The organism is Rubritalea profundi, from assembly GCF_002954445.1.
GTDB lineage: Bacteria > Verrucomicrobiota > Verrucomicrobiia > Verrucomicrobiales > Akkermansiaceae > Rubritalea > Rubritalea profundi.
Map to the genome: position 1 here is coordinate 1918667 of NZ_MQWA01000001.1, position 19132 is coordinate 1937798.

The following is a 19132-nucleotide window of genomic DNA, read 5'->3' on the forward strand; positions in this document are numbered from 1 at the left end:
GGGTTAATAGTTTCACTGGTTGGACTAATAGTAATAGTAATCTTGGCTGGGGCCCTGATGATCTGACATATCAGGGTAAATTTGGAGACGATGATAATACAACCATTCACAATCTCACGATAAGCCAGCTCAGTGCGGGTCAAACATATGAACTTATATTCTATTTTTCTGATGCCTTTCCGAACGAAACGATGACTGCAGAAGGAGCGGGTCCAGATACTTTCGGGGAAAGCAAGATTACCACGGGTGGTGAAACTTACGTCGAAGGAGCTGCAGCAGGTATTTTCTCGTATTTCAATAACGTAACTGCTGATGGTAGCGGAAATATTGAGGTGCTAGCAAGCGGATCAGGCCGCGAGACAATTACTGGTTTTCAGCTTCGTGCCGTCGCCGTCCCAGAACCCTCCACCACCGCCCTACTCGGCCTCGGTGGACTAGCCCTCATCCTCCGTCGCCGCAAGTAACCCGGCCTCGGAAATAAACATTCATTCCAACCCCATTCCCCATCACCGGGGAGCGGGGTTTTTTCGTTTGGTCGAATATCCAACAGCCAACAAGGAATATTCAATTACCAAGTAGTTGGTGTCACCACGGAGTTTTGTTTTTGACCGGTATTTGTTGCCAGCGACGTTGATTCGCGTGTCCCTTGTTCGGCTGGATATTCCTTGTTGGCTGTTGGATATTCAATTTGTCTGGCAGGCTACCGCACCACACACGTTCAGCCTCGCCTGCCGCAAATCTGAGTCCAGCCTCAGCACTCCAAACCTAGGCCCCGTAGCTCGAATATCCTTTTATTGTGCCATTTCTGACAGGCTAATAGAGCATACGATGGTCAAGTGTCAGAAGTTTGCTAGAGCAGTCTCACGCCATGTGAGAGCTGTGTAGGATGTCTGTGGCGACCTTGGCGGGTACTACCCCAGTGATTTTTTGTTCTAGTCCTTGGTGGAGGAATCCGAATTTGTGGAAGTCTAGGCCGCAGCGTTCGAGGATGGTGGCGTGAAGGTCACGGACGTGGACTTTCTGGTCCGGTGTGGTGATGTTGTAGGAGTACTCGTCGGTATCTCCGTAGACCATACCGCCTTTGACGCCAGCGCCAGCCATCCACATGGAGAAGCAGCGGGGGTGGTGGTCGCGTCCGTAGGTTTTATCGGTGAGAATTCCCTGTGAGTAGACGGTGCGTCCGAACTCGCCGCCGCAGACCACGAGGGTGTCTTCTAGTAGGCCACGCTGCTTGAGGTCTTGGATAAGGCCATAGCATGCTCGGTCGATGTCTTTACATTGGTGAGAAATGTTGGTTGGGAGATCTTTGTGTTGGTCCCAACCTCTGTGGAAGATTTGGGTGAAGCGGACTCCGCGCTCGGCTAGGCGGCGGGCCATGAGTGCGGTATTGGCAAAGGAGCCTGGAGTTTTGGCCTCTTCACCATAGAGCTCGTAGGTGTGCTCGCTTTCATCACTCATGTCAGTGAGGTCAGGTACGGACATCTGCATGCGGTAGGCCATTTCGTATTGCTGCATACGGGTTTGGATTTCCGGGTCTCCGACACTTTTTAGAGTTTTTTGGTTGAGAGCAGAGAGCCCGTCTAACATATCGCGGCGAAGTTGGCGGTCGATTCCCGGGGCGTTTTTGAGGAAGAGCACGGGGTCGCCTTGGGCGCGGAGGTTGACCCCCGCGTGTTTTCCGGGGAGGAATCCGGTGCCCCAGAGGCGGGATGAAATAGCCTGAGTGTTGCCGTTAGGTGAGCCGGGTTGGGCGTGAAGTACACAGAAAGTGGGCAGGTCATTGTTGAGTGATCCCAGACCGTAGGAGAGCCAGGAGCCAAGTGAGGCTTTGCCATTCTGCATAGAGCCGGTGTACATGAGCTGGTTCGCGGGCTCGTGGTTGATGGCATCGGTGTGCATGCTTTTGATGATGCAGATGTCGTCGACCATTTTGCCAATATTGGGCAAGGTATCTGAGATCCAAGTGCCGGATTGACCATATTGCTTGAAGTCGGCAAAGGATGGCGCGACAGGGAAGGATGCTTGCCTAGAGGTCATGCCAGTGAGGCGTTGTCCAGATTCTACAAGGAAGTCTTTGATGTCCTTTTTGTACTCTTTTCTGAGGTTGGGTTTGTAGTCGAAGGTTTCGAACTGGGAAGGAGCGCCGATAAGTGAGATGTAGATCACGCGCTTTGCCTTGGGCTCGAAGTTTGGTTGGCCGATGACATTGCCCGCAGCATTAAGGAGTTCCTTGGGCAGCAGGGAGGTGAGGGCGGCAGCGCCTAAGCCCATGGCGTTGTGACGGAAAAATTGGCGTCGGCTCACAGAGGTATTCTGGAGGTCGATCGATTTGAGAATATCAGAATAGTCCATAAGGTAGTCTTATTTGTTGAGGGTTTCGTCCATGTTAAGGATTTGGCTGGCGATGAGGGTCCAGCTGGCGAGCTCTGGTAGCTCGGTGGTGGTGGCTTTTGAGTCGCCTACAGTGACCAATTTTTTTGCCTGATCTGGCTTGTCCGAGAATCTGGCGATGGCCTTCTGGTAGGTTTTTTCGATGATTTCGATTTCATCCTCAGCGAGCGAGCGGCTGAGCAATCGCTGGGCAATCCAGTTGGCGCGTTCGCTCGAGGTTTTGCCATTTTGGATGGCTTGGTCGGCGAGTTGCGTGAGCATTCGATGAATTGTGGGTCATTCATCACGACGAATGCCTGGAGGGGGGTGTTGGTGAGTTCGCGTTGCACGCAGGTCACCTCGCGTGCTGGGGCATTGAGGATGTCCATGGTTGGGTGATGGGCTGTGCGCTTCCAGAATGTGTACATTGATCTGCGGTAGAGCTTGTCGCCTGAGTCACGTTTGTAGAAGCGGGTGTTTGATGTGGGCATAGCCACGGATTCCCAGATTTTTTCTGGTTGGTAGGGCTTTACCGATGGTCCTCCGAGTTGTTTTCTTAGGAGTCCTGATGCGCTGAGAGCAAGGTCGCGGATTTGCTCAGCATCTAGGCGGTAGCGTGGACCGCGACTGAAGTAGTTGTTGTCGGGGTCGTTGGCCATTTTTTCAGCACTGAGGACAGCGGACTGGCGGTAGGTGGAGGAGTTCACGATGGTGCGGATCAGGTGTTGGATGTCCCAGCCATTTTCCACGAAGTCAACGGTGAGCCAATCGAGCAGTTTTGGGTGGGTCGGGCGTGTGCCCATGACTCCGAAGTCGCCCACGGATTCGACGATTCCGCGGCCAAAGATGTAGCCCCAGTATCGGTTTACGGTGACTCGTGCTGGGAGTGGGTTGGCGGGGTCGGTGAGCCATATTCCTAGGCCGAGTCGATTTTTCGGCATGGTATCGGTCATTGGCGGCAGGCTGGCAGGGGTGCCAGCGCTGAGGATTTCCTCATCCTTCACATTGTATTGGCCGCGGATAAGGATCTGAGCGGAGGGGGCTGAGTTTGATTTTTCCTGCATCACGAGGCTGTAGTGGCCGTGCTTCTGAAGGTCTACTTTAGATTTGTTTAACTGCGCAATTTCGGCGTATGTTGCTTTGGATTTTGGATCGATGGATTCGAAGTAGTATGCCTGTGCCGCTTCCATTGGTTTGTCGCCTAATTTGTGGTGATCGCCACGGTGTTTGAGCATTTGGTCCAGGCTGATGGCAAAGGCGTCGTCATTAGTGATGTGCTTTTCATGGATGACGAGGTTCAGAAGGGCGCCGCCATTGAAGTCATAGCCATCATGGCGAGCTCCAATGAGGAATGGCGCTTTATTTTTGATGCTTCTTTCTTTGCTGTCCTTGAGCGAGTTTATGAGAGTCTTGAGCCTTTGGGCTTCCCCATTGATGAAGATTTTCAGCCCGTTGCGTTGGCCAGAGCCATTATAAGAGACGATGACATGTGTCCAGCTATCGGTGTCTAGTTGTGTGTTTGTGCGCGCTTTGAGGGCGCGTTTAGGGGTTTCGTTTGAGATGTGGATGACGAGTTGTCTGTCCTCTATATAGAAGTTGTAACCGCGGTGTTTATTCTGAACATCCATCTTGGATATTATGGAAGCCGATTTAGTCTTGGGAGGCTTGATCCAGAAGCTGAATCCGAATGCTTGGTTGTGATCGTAGTCACCAGTTTGCCCTAGATTTATGCTGTTGTTGTCATTGAATTCTGCGGCTTTGCCTGACGGACCGTTGGTCCACTGCAGTGGGTGTAGTGGTTTGGCGACGGTGTTTGATCCTTGGATTTTTAAGCCGGAAGCTTTGTCATCGAGGGGTAAGCTAAACGGCTGATTTTCCCAGAAATCTTGAGCATCTCTGACTGGGCGCTAGCGTTGAGCCATTTAAGGAAATTACCATTGCTTCGCTTTTGGTATTCTTCTGACTGGAGTGTGAGTTGGTTGATTTTAGCGATGAGCTCATTGTATGCTTTTTCGTTTTCCTTATTAGGCAGGAATACATTCGGCGGGTGCTTTTCGTTGTTGCCATCCAATGGGTTCATCGGCGTGTTATTAAAGAACGCGGTGAGCTGGTAGTTTTCTTTGGTGGAAATCTCGTTAAATTTGTGGTCGTGGCATGCCGCGCAGCCAGTGGATAGGCCGAGCCATGTGGAGGCCACGGTGTCGGTCATGTCCTGCATATTCATAGCGCGGACTTCTTCAGGGATGGAGCCGCCCTCGCCGGTGGTCGGCAGACAGCGCAAGTAGCCGGTGGCGACTTTTTCGGCACTGGTAGCATTCGCCAACATGTCGCCGGAGATTTGCTCACGGGTGAATTGGTCAAAGGGCATGTTGTTTTTGAAGGCGTTGAGAACCCAGTCGCGGTACGGCCAGATCGAGCGGTAGTTGTCGATGTGGATTCCGTGGGTGTCTGCGTAGCGTGCTACATCCAGCCATTGGCGGGAGAAGTGCTCAGCATATTCTTGGGTGCCTAAGAGCCTGTCAACTAGCTCGGAGTAGATGAGGTCGAAGTCACGTTTGTCCTGGAGCAATTTTTCTAAATCCTCAGCTTGCGGCGGAAGTCCGGTGAGGTCAAAATGCAAACGACGCAGCAAGCGTGCCCTCGACTGCTCTGGATTTGGAGACACACCAGCGGCGTCCATTTTAGCCGCAATGAAGTGGTCGACTGGTGTGCGTGACCAGTCTGGGTTTTTGGTTTGTGGGAGTGGTTCTTTTTTCGGAGCGATGTAGGCCCAGTGGTCTTCAAACACGGCGCCCTGAGCGATCCATTTGCGTACCAGCGCTATGTCCTGCGGATCCATTTTTTTGCCGTGGGGGCTCTTGCTGGGGTCTGGTGGCATTACCTTGTTCAGGTCATCAGTCTCCATCAACTGCAACAAGAATGAGGCATCTGGTGCGCCTTTCACGATGACTGGTTTGCCACTTTCTCGTGGTGAAAATACGGCATCGGCTTTGTCGACGCGCAGAGGTTCGCTCTCTGGCATACGGGTGCCAGAATCTGGTCCGTGGCAATGGTAACAATTGGCCGATAAAATGGGCTGAACGTGTTCATTGAAGGACACGAGTTCAGGCAGTTTTTGTAGTTCTGGCTCAGCTGACTCTGACACCGCTGATTCTTGCAGTTCAGGGGTTTGGGTCAGGTTAGGTTTTTCCGAGCACGAAATGGCAGAAAAACCCACAATAACGCCGAGATAAAGATACTTCCACATATGTTATATTCTATAATGGTTTGATGGGGGGGATTCTATCAAATTATTTCACGCGACATGATAAAAATTCTAGTAGAAATCCGCACCAGTTCACTATCGCGCTAGGCAGCTCACACAAGGATTGTCTGTCTTTAGATTAAAGTGATCATCCGGTTGATCCATTTTCGAAAAATGGACCGTGGTCCAGTCGGATGATGATGCGATGTGGGGATAATACCTGAAATTTAGGCCAGTGGCCGGGAGGAATAATCCTTGCGATTTGCGGGGGGCGAGGCATGCTGCCGCACGTCTGAGGCCTCACGCTCGCGAGCTCAGACTGCCTATTCAAAAACTCATTCCGAACACTCAATGAAACATTTACTAACCACTCTTTTGCCCTTGGTCCTGTGTTGTCAGCTGACAAATGCGCAAGATAAAGTCTTCGCTGGCGCTGATGAATCAACTCCCTCGCGGGCACAATATTTTAGTTGGATCAACAATACCAACGAAGGAGCCGACGAGGAGCACACGCGAATCAACCTGGAGTTCTTTGCTTGGCTTAAAGAGGAATACGGCATGCAGCTCGACATCTATGCCTTTGATGCCGGTGCCATTGATGGAGCCAAGTTTTATGGAAGCATTTACTCTGACCGGTTTAAAAAACAATTCCCCAATGGCTTTGACCCAGTTTACAAGCAAGCCAAGTCATTGGATATCCGCCTAGGTGTTTGGGGTGGCCCGGACGGGTTTGGTGACACACCGGAAGAGGAAAAAGCGCGCACCGACCAGATGGTGAAATTATGTAAAGATTATGAGTTTGCCCTCTTCAAGTTTGACACGGTCTGCGGCCCTTTACGTCCTGAGAAAGAAGATGCATTTATCAAAATGATGACAGAGGCGCGCAAGCATAGCCCTGACCTCATTTTGCTGAACCACCGGATTGGATTAAAGAAAGCCAAACCGCACGCAACGACGTTTCTATTCGGCGGTGCCGAAACTTACATCGATGTCCACATGACCAATAATATGACAGCTCCCCACCATCGTGGTCAGGCGCTCTCAAGGGGATTGGTGCCGGACTTGCAAAGGCTGACCGAAGACCATGGAGTTTGTATTTCCTCGTGTATCGACTACTGGGAGGACGACCTCATCCTACAAGCGTTCAACCGAGCGTTGATCTTATCGCCAGAGATTTATGGTAACCCTTGGTTGCTCAATGACCGTGAGTTCGCCAAGCTGGCCCGTATTTTCAATTTGCACAAAAAATACCGGGACATCCTGACCACCGGAAATGTGCTGCCGAAATCTTATGGCCCCAATGCTGTTGCGAGAGGTAGCAAGAGCACTCGCATGGTGACTCTTAGGAATTTGAATTGGGAGAGTACATCCTATAAAATTAAGTTAGACGACGAGATCGGGTTAGAATCCAAAGGCAAAGTCACCTTGCTGCAATTGCATCCGACAGAAAAAGTGTTGGGCACCTTCGATAGGGGTGCAGTGGTCGATGTGGAAGTATCGCCATTCAGAGCTTGCATGGTATTGGCGACGACAGAGAAATATTCTGACCCAGTCGTCGACGGTGTAGATTTCGCGGTCATCAAAGACGTTGCTGGCAAGCCGGTAGAGATCGAATTACTAGGCATGCCCGGCACTACCTCCAAGGTGACGTTGCTGAATGCAGGCGACTACAAATCCGCCAAAATCAACGGCAAGGACGCATCGAAATTGTTGCAAGGTGGAAGTGTCTCGATGAAGTTCGAGGGTAAATTGTTGAAAAATAAAACCCACCGGAAGTTGGGTGACTTCACCGAGGTGCCAGTCCCATCCGATGCCAAAGCGCTCTACGAAGCCACTATGTTTGCATCCGATAACAATGCCTTGGAAGTAAGGTCCCTTCAGCGTTCGGGAGAAACAAAATTCCCGGCAGTCAAAGCCGCCCGCGATGCGTTCTTTAACCAAAAGACATTTGTTGAGCGAGCCGTTTGGGATAAAAACTTGTTCGATGGCGATTTGAAAACCACCTTTTTCCCATCCACCAAAATCAACACAAACCGACCAGGCTTCCGTCTCGACCTAGGCAAGGTGCAACATGTCGATGAACTCATCGTCACGGTGCCGGATGTGTTTTCATTATCTCCTATGAAGGAAGCCGAAGGGAACATCGCAGAGGTCTCTACCGATCTAAAAAGCTGGGAGCCGATTACCTATCTAGCTGGAACTGAAATGACCATCCCGATTGGCAAATCGGTTCGCTACCTAAGGTTCAGATCATTCGCACGTCAGATCGCAGAAATCGAAGGTCTTACTGCAGGTAAGAAATTGGATCGATCAAATTGGAAAGCCTCTAACTTATTCACTCATCCCCAGAGGATGAGAGCGGTCAAGGCATGGAAATCGACCATCACCTTAGATGAAGTCCCAGCGAATAGTTACCTGTGTGTTGCTCTCAATGGTGTTCACGGAAAAGAAGGTGCCTACGTGGCCGCTAAGATCGACGGCAAGCTCGTCGGTGCGCCGGACCGTGCGCCATCGATGCTTTGCAATCCTTGGGAGTACTTTGCCTCCGGCCCCAACAAAAATTACACCTACTACATTCCGATGAAAAAGGAATACATCGGAAAGAGCATCGAGCTGTTCGTTCTTGGATACGACAAAGAAAACCTGAATTACAAATCAGAAGTCTGGATCAGCGCCTACCCATTCCCTTGGGAGCGCACAAAGCTGGTGCTGGAGAGGAAATAGGCTTGGGCTTTTATTGCGAAGCCTAGGGGCACGCCCCCTCCTAGCCCCTAACTCGCTCCCCACCAAGTGCGACCTGATGGTTTGGGGGTATAGCGGTCACCCCGACAACGCAACGGGCCACGGCAACACCAAATACATCAAACGTTTCCATGAGCATGGTATGGTTCTGTGGGGCGCAACGGCCTACAAGGGTGCCGAAGCTACTCCCGAACGGCACACCTCGGACCGCCCCGTCATCAGCGAACGTGTGGAAAATGCAACGGCCTGGGTCGATGTCAACGGTCGCTACAAGCTGAAAGGCATCATCGCCACCGGCTGGAGCCGCTGGAGTGCGGATACCATGCAGTGTGTCCCGATCGATGCCGCGCTCGACACTCTGATCGCCATCGGTGTGATCCTGCACGATGGCAAACTGCCCGCCGGCGGCGTCGACGCCTGTGTGGACGCCCTTGAGGAACTGGGCGAAAAAGAACGTTTCCTCGCGTGCAAAAAACTCATGGAGCGTATGACAGGTCTCCGCCGCAATGGCTGGAAGAACCTCCGGCAGGCGCGCGAACATCTCACTCTCTGCCTACGCGACCCCCGCCGCACCAGCGCCCGCAACCCGGCACAAGGATACAAGGCGGTAGGATACATGAACGGAATCGTCCGACAGTCAGACCGGCTCTCCAAGCAAATGAGAACCACCTTCAAAGACCTGCTCCCCCCAGAATCCATCGAGGAATACATCGCCACCCGGCTCGGCCTCTTCAAAGACGAACTCGACGACATCAATGAAAAGGCGAAGGCGTTGAAATAGGGTCACATAGGACAAGCCCAAGGTGGGCATAATACTGAACACGTAAAACGTAACACCACTAGGTGCTGAAAGGAACTCTCTCAACCTCAGAGCTCTTTCTCAATTGGACAAATCTTGATGCGCATCAGGATTAGCCGTAAACATCGCGTCGGTGACCGATGCGGATCACCTCGATGAGCAGGATGTTGTCTTCAACAGTGTAGATAATGCGGTAATCCCCTTGGCGGATGCGATAGGCTTCCTGGTTGATGAGCTTGAGGCTGCCCAGCGGGCGTGGATCTTCCTTGAATGTGATGATTTTGGCTAAAATCCGTTCTCTGTCTTTGGCTGCAATTTTTCTCAGACTTTTCAACGCCGAGTGTTTGAACTGAATCACCCAATCCATGACTTTATCGTCCCAATTACTTGAGTAGTCGTTCGAGATTGAACTCCTTAAGGACGTCTTCGAGGCTCACGGAAGGTTCGTTTTTTGATGATTCGAGCGCTTTGATATCGGCGGCATCTTCACGTAATGAGTCACGGATGGCTTCGCTGATCAATTCAGAGATGGTTACCGAAGAAAGTCCTGCCTTGATCTTCACGGCACGGTGCAGATCTGGATCGAGATAGATCGTCGCTCGCTTTGCTTGCTTGGTTGCCATGCTGCTACTTTAACGTTAAAACGTCTAAACGTCAAAATGTTTAGGTTGTCACGAATCAGCGAAATCAGAGTTCAAAAAAGAGTTTTTCGGCAGTCTGAGCCCCTTGGGCTAACGGAAATACGGAATATCCAATGCCCAACAAGGAATATCCAACCGAAGAAGGGGCACGCGAATCAACCAGCAATCCCCCGTTGGGCTCCAAAGTCTGATAACCCAAGTCTTCTTTCGCGTCATTTGGATATTTCGCGGTTGAAAATTGAAGTAGCCACCCAAGCTGGATGAGTAAGACCCGTTCGATTAGTGGTTCATGAACTCGCTGGCCCCATCGTGGTCAGCGTCTGCCGCAGGTCGCCCTTGAGAGGGGAGAAAAGGGGGGGGGTGAGCAATTTTTTGCTAGGCGATGATATCGGTGATGACTTTCGCGGGCTTCACCCCGATCAATTTCTGATCGAGTCCTTGGAAATTATAGGAAAGGCGTTTGGCATCAAATCCGAACATCTTGAGCATGGTGGCGTGTAGGTCGCGGACGTGGACGGGATCTTTGGCGACTTGATAGCCCATTTCATCGGTTTCTCCATAGGAGATTCCTGGTTTGACTCCACCGCCCGCCATCCAGATGGTGAAAGCGTTCGGGTTATGATCACGGCCGGTAAATTTGTTGCCAGCTCCACCGCCCCGGTTTTCCAACATCGGAGTCCTTCCAAATTCTCCTCCCCACACGACTAAAGTATCCTCCAGCATGCCTCTCTGATCGAGGTCCGTCAGTAGCGCGGAAATGGGTTTATCGATCGAGCGGCATTTGTCTTTGAAGCCGCCATTGAGCGCCTCGCTTTTACTAGAGCCATGTGAATCCCAGCCCCAGTCGTGGAGCTGGATAAAGCGGACGCCGTCTTCTGCTAGGCGGCGGGCGAGAAGGCAGTTATTGGCGAAAGATGCCTTACCGGGTTCGGAGCCATACATCTCGTGGATATGCGCTGGCTCGTCGTCGATAGACATTGTTTCAGGAACGGAGGTCTGCATACGGTAGGCCATTTCGTATTGGGCAATCCGAGTAACAGTCTCTGGATCACCGATCTCATCAAATGTGCGTTGATTAAGATTATTCAACGAGTCGAGTGCCTTGCGTCGGATGCTGGATGAAATGCCAGCGGGGTTTGCCGCATTCAAAACTGGATCGCCGGTGGCTCGGCATTGGACGCCTTGGTAGACCGAAGGAAGATAACCGCTGCCCCAGAGAGAGGAGCCGACGCGGGGGATTCTTCCGCCGGAAATCAGCACCATGAAGCCGGGCAAATTCTGATTGTCCGTGCCCAGCCCCCAAGTGACCCAAGAGCCCATTGAGGGGTGTCCGAGATTCGGGTTTCCGGTCTGAACCAGCAACTGAGCTGGACCATGGTTGAACTGATCGCTCTGCATGGTTTTTATGATGCACATCTTGTCAGCATGCTTCGCCAACTCGGGAAGCCGATCGGAAATCCAGTTACCTGACTGACCGTGTTGAGCAAATTCGAACTGCGGACCCAGCATTTTTGGAATCCCCTGAATCAAGGCAAATCGCTGCCCCTCGAGGTACTCCTTAGGGCACTCTTTGCCGTCGTATTTTTTAAGGATCGGCTTGTAGTTGAAAAGCTCAAGTTGGCTGGGTGCACCCACCATGTGGAGGTAGATCACACGTTTCGCTTTTGGCGCGAATGATGGCGATAGTGGTGCCAGTGGGCTCGATGGGTCACGAGATATATTCAATGGACCTGCCGCGTTGGCGACCCCTTGAGAGGCTAACCACATACCTCCCAAGCCAGTGGTGCAGTCACGCAGGAACTGCCGGCGGGTGGTGTGCTGGAGTTTTTCAGCCTGGAGTTTTTGGTAAAGGTTCATCGGTTTATTACTTGTAAAGGTTCAACGGTTTATGGCTTCGTCCAGGTTTAAAAGCACGGAAGCGACCACAGTGAGTGCTGCTTGCTCGGGAGTCGCAGCGAGCTTTTTGCTGAGGCTGAGGTCCTTCGCGTAGGTTTGCTGAAGCTCGAGGAAAAGCTGATGCAGCTCGGAGAGGCGATCAGAGGTGATTTTTTGGGATGTTACCGCACGGTAACCCAGCGCTATTTTCTCTTGGATCGATTCCTCTGCGCTGTTGTTCATGCGCTGACCAAGCATCTGCGCGCATTCGTGAAATGCTGGATCGTTCATTATAGCGAGAGCTTGAATCGGGGTGTTGGAGGGCATGCGGCGCTTACTGCACATTTCCCGGGTGGGAGCGTCGAAAGTCGCGTACGTAGGATAGGGAATACTGCGTTTCCAGTAGGTGTAAACAGCACGGCGGTAGCGCTGCGGGTTTCCAGGCTCAGGAGTTTTCCAGCGCTTGGCATCGACAAAAGGTTTCCAGACACCGGGAGGGAGTGGCGGGTAAACGGGCAGACCGTAAAGCTGAGAGTGGAGTAGTCCGGAGGCAGTGAGGGCTGCGTCGCGCGCCATCTCTCCGGTGAGACGCTGACGAGGGCCGCGAGCGAGCAGGCGGTTGTCAGCATCCTTCTCATGTAGCATCTGGCTACCTGCGCTCGCCTGTTGGTAGGTGGCGCTGGTCACAAGTTTATGCAGAAGCGTTTTGATATTCCAATCCATCTCGGTTGCAAACTCGACGGCAAGTGTGTCAAGAAGTTCGGGGTGGGTGGGCTTCACGCCGGCCGAGCCGAAATCCTCGGGAGTTGGAACGATGCCGACTCCGAAAAGCTCGAGCCAGAAGCGGTTCACCGCGACCCGGCCAGTGAGTGGGTTCTTTGGAGAGGCGATCCATTTCGCGAGGTCGAGGCGGGTCGGCTTGACGTTTTCAGCCTTCAGCGGCGGGAAGACATGAGGCGTATTGGAGGCGGGGATGACATCACCCTTATCGAGCCAGTTACCGCGGTTGAAGAATGAGGTGAGCCGTGAGTGCTCGGGATCACGCTCGGTGATGACTGGAGTCTTGATATTCGGTATTCCTGCCAGAGCTGCTTTAGTTTGCTCCAGCTTGGTGCGTGCTGTAACGATGGCTGAATTGGACTGCATTGCTATCCATCCGGGATCGGAGCTGAAGGAGATGCGACCGCGCTTCGCTACCATTGGAAAGGATGCGAGGTAGGTGCCGCCGTTTTTTAAGGTCAGGCGGATGGTTTCGCCGGAGGCCATGGATGCAGGTTTCTCTAGGACAAAGGTGGCGTGGCGGGGGCGGAAGAACTTGTAGTGGGTGCCCCATCCTCTGCCACCTTTTTTCAGCGAGTTCAAAGGATCACGAAGCGGGTGCGCCTCATCGGCGACGACATCGACGAGCTTGAGCGGCTCCGCCTTGCCATTTACGGTGATTTTTTCCGCCTTGATGTGGTTCAGAGATGCTCCCCACTCGGCATCGTTGAGGGCTTTTTTCAGGTCCTTGGGAAGGTAAGTGAGGCGGAAGGCTGAAAGCGATGTGAGCGCAGCGGGAGGGGTGGCATCAAGCGTGTAAATGGATCCCGATTTGGCGTTATCCGTCGCGCGAAACTCCGCGAAACCTTTGACATCGACGATGCTCATTTCGGCGGTCGGGGAGGATGCGGTGAGCTTGCTCACCGGCAGCCATGATGTCTTTGCATCGAGCGCTGACCATTGTTGATAGATAGATTGTTCGAGCTCGCTGATTTTTCCGACCAGTGCATTTGCCTTCGGGTAGTTTGCTTGATCGAGGGGGATAGCGAGCATCGGCGCGTTGCCTGCGGCATCGGAATCGCGGGCATTGTTGAAGAAGCTGAGGCTGGTGTAATACTCCTCATGTTTGATAGGATCGTAGGGGTGGCTATGGCACTGTACGCAGTTCATCGACAGCCCTTGGAACACCTCCCAAGTGGTGACGCTGCGATCCATCGCGGCGAGCAGGCGGAACTCTTCGTCATCGGTGCCACCCTCACTATTCGCCTGCGTGAGTCGGTGGAACGTGGTGGCGAGCTTCTGGTCGAGTGTCGATCCCGAGACGAGATCGCCAGCCAGTTGGTCGATGATGAATTGGTCGTAAGGCAGGTTCTTATTAAAGGCCCCGATGATCCAGTCGCGATATTTCCAGACATTGCGGTTGCTATCATTGCCCATGCCTTCGGAATCGGCGTAACGCGCTAAATCCATCCAGACGGATGCCCAGCGTTCACTAAAGTACGGGGAAGCGAGCAGGCGCTCGGTTTCCTTCTCGATAGCGGCGGGGAAGTCCTTTGCAGCGGAGGTCTCGAAGGCGTCGAGCTCGGCGATTGTGGGCGGAAGTCCAATCAGGTCGAGGGAGGCGCGGCGGAACCACTCGGATGGCTTGGCCGCGGGTGAGGGGGTGAGATTCTGACTTTCGAGTTTAGCGAGGATGAAATTGTCGATCCAGTGAGCTGGCCATGCGTTGTTTTTTACGCTGGGTAGGGTGTGCTTCACTGGCGCAGAGAAAGACCAATGCTCATCCCATACGGCGCCCTCGGCGATCCATTTACGGAGTGTCTCGACATCGCCATTGCTGAGGCGTGGGCCGTGCTTCGGCTGCGGCATTAGCTCGTCCGGATCGTTTGTGGTGACACGCGCGATCATTTCAGATGCTTCCGGCTTTCCCGGAACAACGACTATTTTGCCAGACTTGCCTTTGCCTAGAACTTGGTCTCGGAAAATAAAAGAGACCTCACCCGCCTCCTTTACCCCACCATGACAGGCAATACAGTTCTTGTTAAGAATAGGCTGAACGTCACGGGAAAAATCGACCTCTGCAGACAGAGGTGTGATCAGTAGCAGGATGGTGAGCAATTTAGTTATAGGTCTTGGTAAGCGATATGTGGCAATGGTATTTAGATTCAAGGCGCATCATCGTGAAATTTGATATTATCTAATTCCTTAAGTTAAAGGCTCAAAAGGCCGACAACCTACCCAGAATAGATTAAGGGCACCTCCGGCAACTCCCGCTGTCGGTGTGTGAGTTATTAATTCTTTAAATTTGCGAGCGTAGCTCGTTTTTTAAGATAGGCCCCCTTCGGGCTGGAAAGCCTTTCTGCGCAAGGCTGCGTTATTCTTCGTTCACGGATAAAAATCCGCTCACTCATCACGCCTAGCCTCGCTTGAAATTCTTTCCAGCATCACCAACGCTAGTTGCCGGAGGTGCCCTTAAGGAATAATTAGCTGTAATCTCCTTACGGCTTAACAATGAAACAACTATCACTCACCAATAGAGAAAATCAATTCTTATGGCGGACTCCCACCACGGCGTGAATATCAATCCCGGAGAAATCACAAATTTGTAGCACAAGTATCCTGATATAGTGAAGAAGCTTAAGACCTAGTTGGAGGGGTTCAAGACAAGCGGGCTGAGCTCCTCGGTGTGGCAGTGGTCACTGGTTAGCTGATAAAAATACACTAGGAATATCGAAAGAAACTGGCTAAACGCGAGGGATTTTCTTTTTGGGAAGTAAAGTTTGAGGTCGTCGGAGAAAGGGGAGTGAGGGTGTGTGTGTATTGTCAAGTATTATTCCTGGGCGCTTGGGCGGGTGGATACGTAGTGAACGGATTGGGGGTTTTTCATCTGGAATGAGAAAAATTGTCGAATTTAGATGATCTACATGCCTACTAATGCCATAATTACCTTATGAGTTTGTATCCTAGTATCTTTAATGATGTGCTTGGTCCCGTGATGCGTGGTCCTAGTAGCTCACATAGTGCGGCCGCAAACCGTATTGCTAGAATGGCGCGTAATCTTGTAGGTGAACGAGTCTGTAAATTGATCGCGAATTACGACCCCAATGGTTCTCTCGTTACGACCCACAAGGATCAGGGAACAGATTTGGGCCTATACAGCGGTATACTTGGCTGGGAGCCCCACGATGCCCGATTACCTACGTATCCGCAGGCTCTTGAAGACGCGGGTATCGAGGTGGTTGTCAACTACGTCTCCTACGACGCGCCGCACCCGAACTTTTATCGACTCGAGCTTATTGGGGAAAGTGGCACAGCGTATCACTTCGATGCCATTTCGACAGGTGGCGGTATGATTGAGCTCCAAGCGATCGATGGTATTCCGTTGGGTGGCGTGGGTGATCTCCACGCGACATTTTTTTGGTTGGATAAGAAGCCGGATAGCTCGGCCTATGGCGCATCAAATCTCACCGAGCAATCGGAAGCCGTCACTTGGCTGCCGGGGGCGGATCAAGCTGGCTTGTTACGATTTGACTCGCGTGTGATTCCCGCGGAGGAGGATTTGACTCAACTTGGGGTGTCTTTGGTTGCTTCCCGTCACCGCGTCCTCTACGCGGTCTTACCGATTCTTTCCAGACAAGATCTAACGGTTCCTTTCACTCGCTGTGGTGAGATGCAGAGCCACCCAGACTTTTCAGAGCTCCCGCTTTGGGAATGTGCCGCCAGATACGAGGCGGCACGTGGTGGTATCACAGTGGATGAAGTTCTTGAACGGATGAAAGTTCTGGCTCAAATCATGGCGGATGCCGTGCAGGACGGGCTAAAAGGCACCGAGTACGCAGATCGCATTTTACCCGCACAGAGCCCTGGATTTACCAAGGCCGAAAATGAAGGCCGCCTGATCCCCGCTGATATCAATAATCGGATCATTCGTTACGTCTCTGCATTGATGGAGATGAAATCGTCGATGGGTATCATCGTGGCAGCTCCGACGGCAGGGTCCTGCGGTGCAATGCCGGGTGCGGTGCTCGCTATCGCGGATGCTTTAGGCGCTGATGAAGAGGAGCGGGCGAGAGCCTTGCTTGTTGCAGGACTTATCGGCGTGTTTATCGCCCGCGATGCCACCTTTGCTGCCGAAGAGGGTGGCTGCATGGCAGAGTGTGGATCTGGATCGGCGATGGCCGCGGCTGCGATTGTCCATCTGGCAGGTGGTAGCACGGGTCATCAACTTGCTGCCGCATCGAGCGCGCTGCAAAACTGTTTTGGTATGATCTGTGATCCTATTGCGAATCGTGTGGAAGCTCCGTGTCTCGGTAAAAACGTGATGGCCGCATCTAATGCTCTATCGTGTGCGAACATGGCACTTGCAGGATACCAGCATCTGATCCCATTTGATGAAGTGGTGGTCTCCATGAACAAGGTGGCACATCAGATTCCACGCGAGCTAAAATGCACTAACTTGGGTGGTCTTTCCACCACTCCGACTGCTGGTAATATTGCCAAGCGTCTTGAAAAACGAGCGCTGGGAGCGAGTCAATCCCGCGGCTGTGACTCTTCTTGTAATAAATAGCTCCGATTAGGGGTGCGGGGCGAATGCGACCGCTACGGTAATGGGTTCTGGGCCGTTTCCGGAAAAGGCGAGCATCACCTTGCTGCTGGATTGCACACGCATGTAACCCGATGCTCCTGTTGCCGAGCCTACCCTGGGTCAGCGGTGCTTGTGCCGTGAGAGCCGCGTTCCACTGTGAGTCATTCGAGACGTGGGAGGCCACCACCAACGAGTTATTCGCCTTAGTGGTGAGCTGGACCGATCTATCCCCCGATTCAGCAACAACCGCAGGCTCACCGTTAGCGGTGTTTGAGAGTGCAATGAGGGAGCCACCTACCCCGTAGGGATGGCCATTGAAACGAACAACCAGATCTCCGGCGGGACTGGGGGTGGTTTTTTTTAATCAGTTAAGGCCGCACTCAAACCCCCATTTGCAAGATGTCTGATGCTACTGAGCCAATGCGTGAAATTTGGCGTATTCAGTGGTTTAGAAATCCCTCGCTAGAACGCGCTGGCGTGATTGGTTGAATTTCGCTCTTTACGGTATGCTCGTTCCTAGCGATTCTGCACCTCCGCTCGTATGAGCACTCTATTTCACGTTTCAGACAACCCGCTTTCCATGAACCCACTCACGCCGTTTCGCAGACTCCTTACCGCTACATTCCTTTTTCTCGGCACCACGGCTACCAGCCTTGCTGGAGATGCCGAAGCCGTCATCAATTCAGGTGACACCGCATGGATACTGACGGCCACCGCATTGGTGTTGTTCATGACGATGCCTGGCCTCGCTCTTTTTTACGGCGGCCTCGTTCGCTCTAAAAACGTACTTTCTGTGATGGCACAATGCGCAGGGATCGCATGTCTGGCCTCCGTTCTCTGGGTTGTTGCCCTCTACAGCCTCGCTTTCAAGGGTGGCGACGGTGGTTGGATCGGAAACCTCGATGCCGCTTTCCTCAATGGCGTTACTACAAAAACAAGTGCGGGTGGCGAAATCCCCGAAACCTTATGGGTGATGTTTCAAATGACCTTTGCCATCATCACACCTGCCCTCTACATCGGCGCTGTCGTCGAGCGGATGAAATTCAGCGCCATCATGCTGTTTACCGCTTTCTGGCTAGTCCTTGTCTACACTCCTGTCACCCACTGGGTTTGGGGTGGAGGATGGCTTTATGAAATGGGTGTCCAGGATCTCGCCGGAGGGATCGTCGTCCACGCCACGGCCGGAGTCTCAGCTTTGATCATGGCCATCATGCTAGGCAAACGCCGCGGCTTCCCTGAGCATCCCCACCCACCTCATAACCCTGGTATGGTCTACATCGGAGCTGGCATGCTCTGGGTCGGTTGGTTTGGATTCAATGCAGGCAGCCAGGTTGGCGCCAGCCAAGCAGCGGGTATGTCCATGCTTGTCACCCATCTTTCAGCCGCCACCGCCGGTCTCGTATGGGCACTGCTAGAGCGCACTCTCAACGGTAAGGCCAGCCTCGTAGGCTTGGTGACAGGACTTATCGCTGGGCTTGCCACCATCACACCCGCTTCAGGCAATGTAGGCCCTATGGGAGCCATCGCCATCGGCACAATCGCTGCTGTTGTCTGTTACTTCGCCATCAATCTGATCCGTAGTAAATTGAAAATCGACGACTCTCTCGATGTCTTTGCTGTACACGGAGTGGGCGGCATTCTCGGCACCATCTTACTCGCATTCTTTGGCCAGAAATGCCTCGGCGGACTCGGCAACCTCAAACCTATGGGTGAGCAGCTTGGTATCCAACTCACAGGCCTCGGAGTCACCATCGTCTGGTCAGCCGTCGCTACCGTGATCATTATGATCGTGGTGAAGAAAACCATCGGTATACGCGTGAGCGAAGAAGAGGAAGACCGAGGCTTGGATCTCACAGACCATGGCGAGAGCGGCTACAGTGAACTTTAACCACAAAGTTAGGGCGTACTGGGGGCCGCCTAGAATGGCGCTCCTTCGGCCTCAGCCTCGCTGACTATTTCACCCAACCTTAAAAACCCATCATTATGGTAAGATGACTGTTCAAATGGTATTAATGGTAAGGAATAGTCATGCCTGCTTAGACGAAATGGCCCTTAAGTCCGTGCTGGATTCTACAATCAAGGTGATCGCTCAGTGTGACAAAACCTTGGAGTGCTGA

Annotated in this window: 12 protein-coding genes; 5 read left to right on the forward strand and 7 right to left on the reverse strand. The window is 52.5% G+C overall.

The genetic code is table 11. The features are described from left to right. The coding region (locus BSZ32_RS19740; protein ID WP_240610591.1) for a PEP-CTERM sorting domain-containing protein at window positions 1-464 on the forward strand (464 nt) is incomplete at its 5' end. A gap of 397 nt (window positions 465-861) precedes the next feature. Here BSZ32_RS19740 and BSZ32_RS08495 read toward each other — a convergent pair. The 3 genes from BSZ32_RS08495 to BSZ32_RS08505 form a co-directional block, all read right to left on the reverse strand. Beyond that, on the reverse strand, window positions 862-2352 hold the full coding sequence (locus BSZ32_RS08495; protein WP_338066236.1) for a DUF1501 domain-containing protein: 1491 nt from the start codon (window positions 2350-2352) through the stop codon (window positions 862-864). 107 nt (window positions 2353-2459) lie between these two features. Further along, complete coding sequence (locus BSZ32_RS08500) at window positions 2460-4196, reverse strand: DUF1553 domain-containing protein (protein WP_338066256.1); 1737 nt, start codon at window positions 4194-4196, stop codon at window positions 2460-2462. 2 nt (window positions 4197-4198) lie between these two features. Beyond that, complete coding sequence (locus BSZ32_RS08505; RefSeq protein ID WP_105043042.1) at window positions 4199-5617, reverse strand: DUF1549 domain-containing protein; 1419 nt, start codon at window positions 5615-5617, stop codon at window positions 4199-4201. Between the two features lie 348 nt (window positions 5618-5965). Between BSZ32_RS08505 and BSZ32_RS08510 the strand changes: the two genes are divergently transcribed. Further along, the gene (locus BSZ32_RS08510; protein WP_105043043.1) at window positions 5966-8338 is read left to right on the forward strand and encodes a hypothetical protein; all 2373 of its coding nucleotides are present in this window, start codon (window positions 5966-5968) and stop codon (window positions 8336-8338) included. 76 nt (window positions 8339-8414) lie between these two features. Continuing rightward, complete coding sequence (locus BSZ32_RS08515; RefSeq protein ID WP_105043044.1) at window positions 8415-9137, forward strand: hypothetical protein; 723 nt, start codon at window positions 8415-8417, stop codon at window positions 9135-9137. A gap of 130 nt (window positions 9138-9267) precedes the next feature. Here the strand turns inward: BSZ32_RS08515 and BSZ32_RS08520 are convergent, their stop codons facing one another. From BSZ32_RS08520 to BSZ32_RS08535, 4 genes are all read right to left on the reverse strand, one after another. Then, window positions 9268-9522, reverse strand: a complete 255-nt coding sequence (locus tag BSZ32_RS08520; RefSeq protein ID WP_105043045.1) for a type II toxin-antitoxin system RelE family toxin — start codon at window positions 9520-9522, stop codon at window positions 9268-9270. Between the two features lie 16 nt (window positions 9523-9538). Then, window positions 9539-9778, reverse strand: a complete 240-nt coding sequence (locus BSZ32_RS08525) for a ribbon-helix-helix domain-containing protein (RefSeq protein ID WP_105043046.1) — start codon at window positions 9776-9778, stop codon at window positions 9539-9541. 393 nt (window positions 9779-10171) lie between these two features. Continuing rightward, complete coding sequence (locus BSZ32_RS08530) at window positions 10172-11653, reverse strand: DUF1501 domain-containing protein (protein ID WP_105043047.1); 1482 nt, start codon at window positions 11651-11653, stop codon at window positions 10172-10174. A gap of 21 nt (window positions 11654-11674) precedes the next feature. After that, on the reverse strand, window positions 11675-14548 hold the full coding sequence (locus BSZ32_RS08535) for a PSD1 and planctomycete cytochrome C domain-containing protein (RefSeq protein ID WP_165788741.1): 2874 nt from the start codon (window positions 14546-14548) through the stop codon (window positions 11675-11677). Window positions 14549-15380: 832 nt separating this feature from the next. On the opposite strand from BSZ32_RS08535, the gene BSZ32_RS08540 reads away from it, so the two are divergent. Beyond that, window positions 15381-16997, forward strand: coding sequence for an L-serine ammonia-lyase, iron-sulfur-dependent, subunit alpha (locus BSZ32_RS08540; RefSeq protein ID WP_105043049.1), 1617 nt, complete (start codon window positions 15381-15383; stop codon window positions 16995-16997). A 559-nt stretch (window positions 16998-17556) separates the two neighbouring features. Continuing rightward, complete coding sequence (locus tag BSZ32_RS08545; protein ID WP_206018775.1) at window positions 17557-18903, forward strand: ammonium transporter; 1347 nt, start codon at window positions 17557-17559, stop codon at window positions 18901-18903. The last annotated feature ends 229 nt before the right edge of the window (window positions 18904-19132 follow it).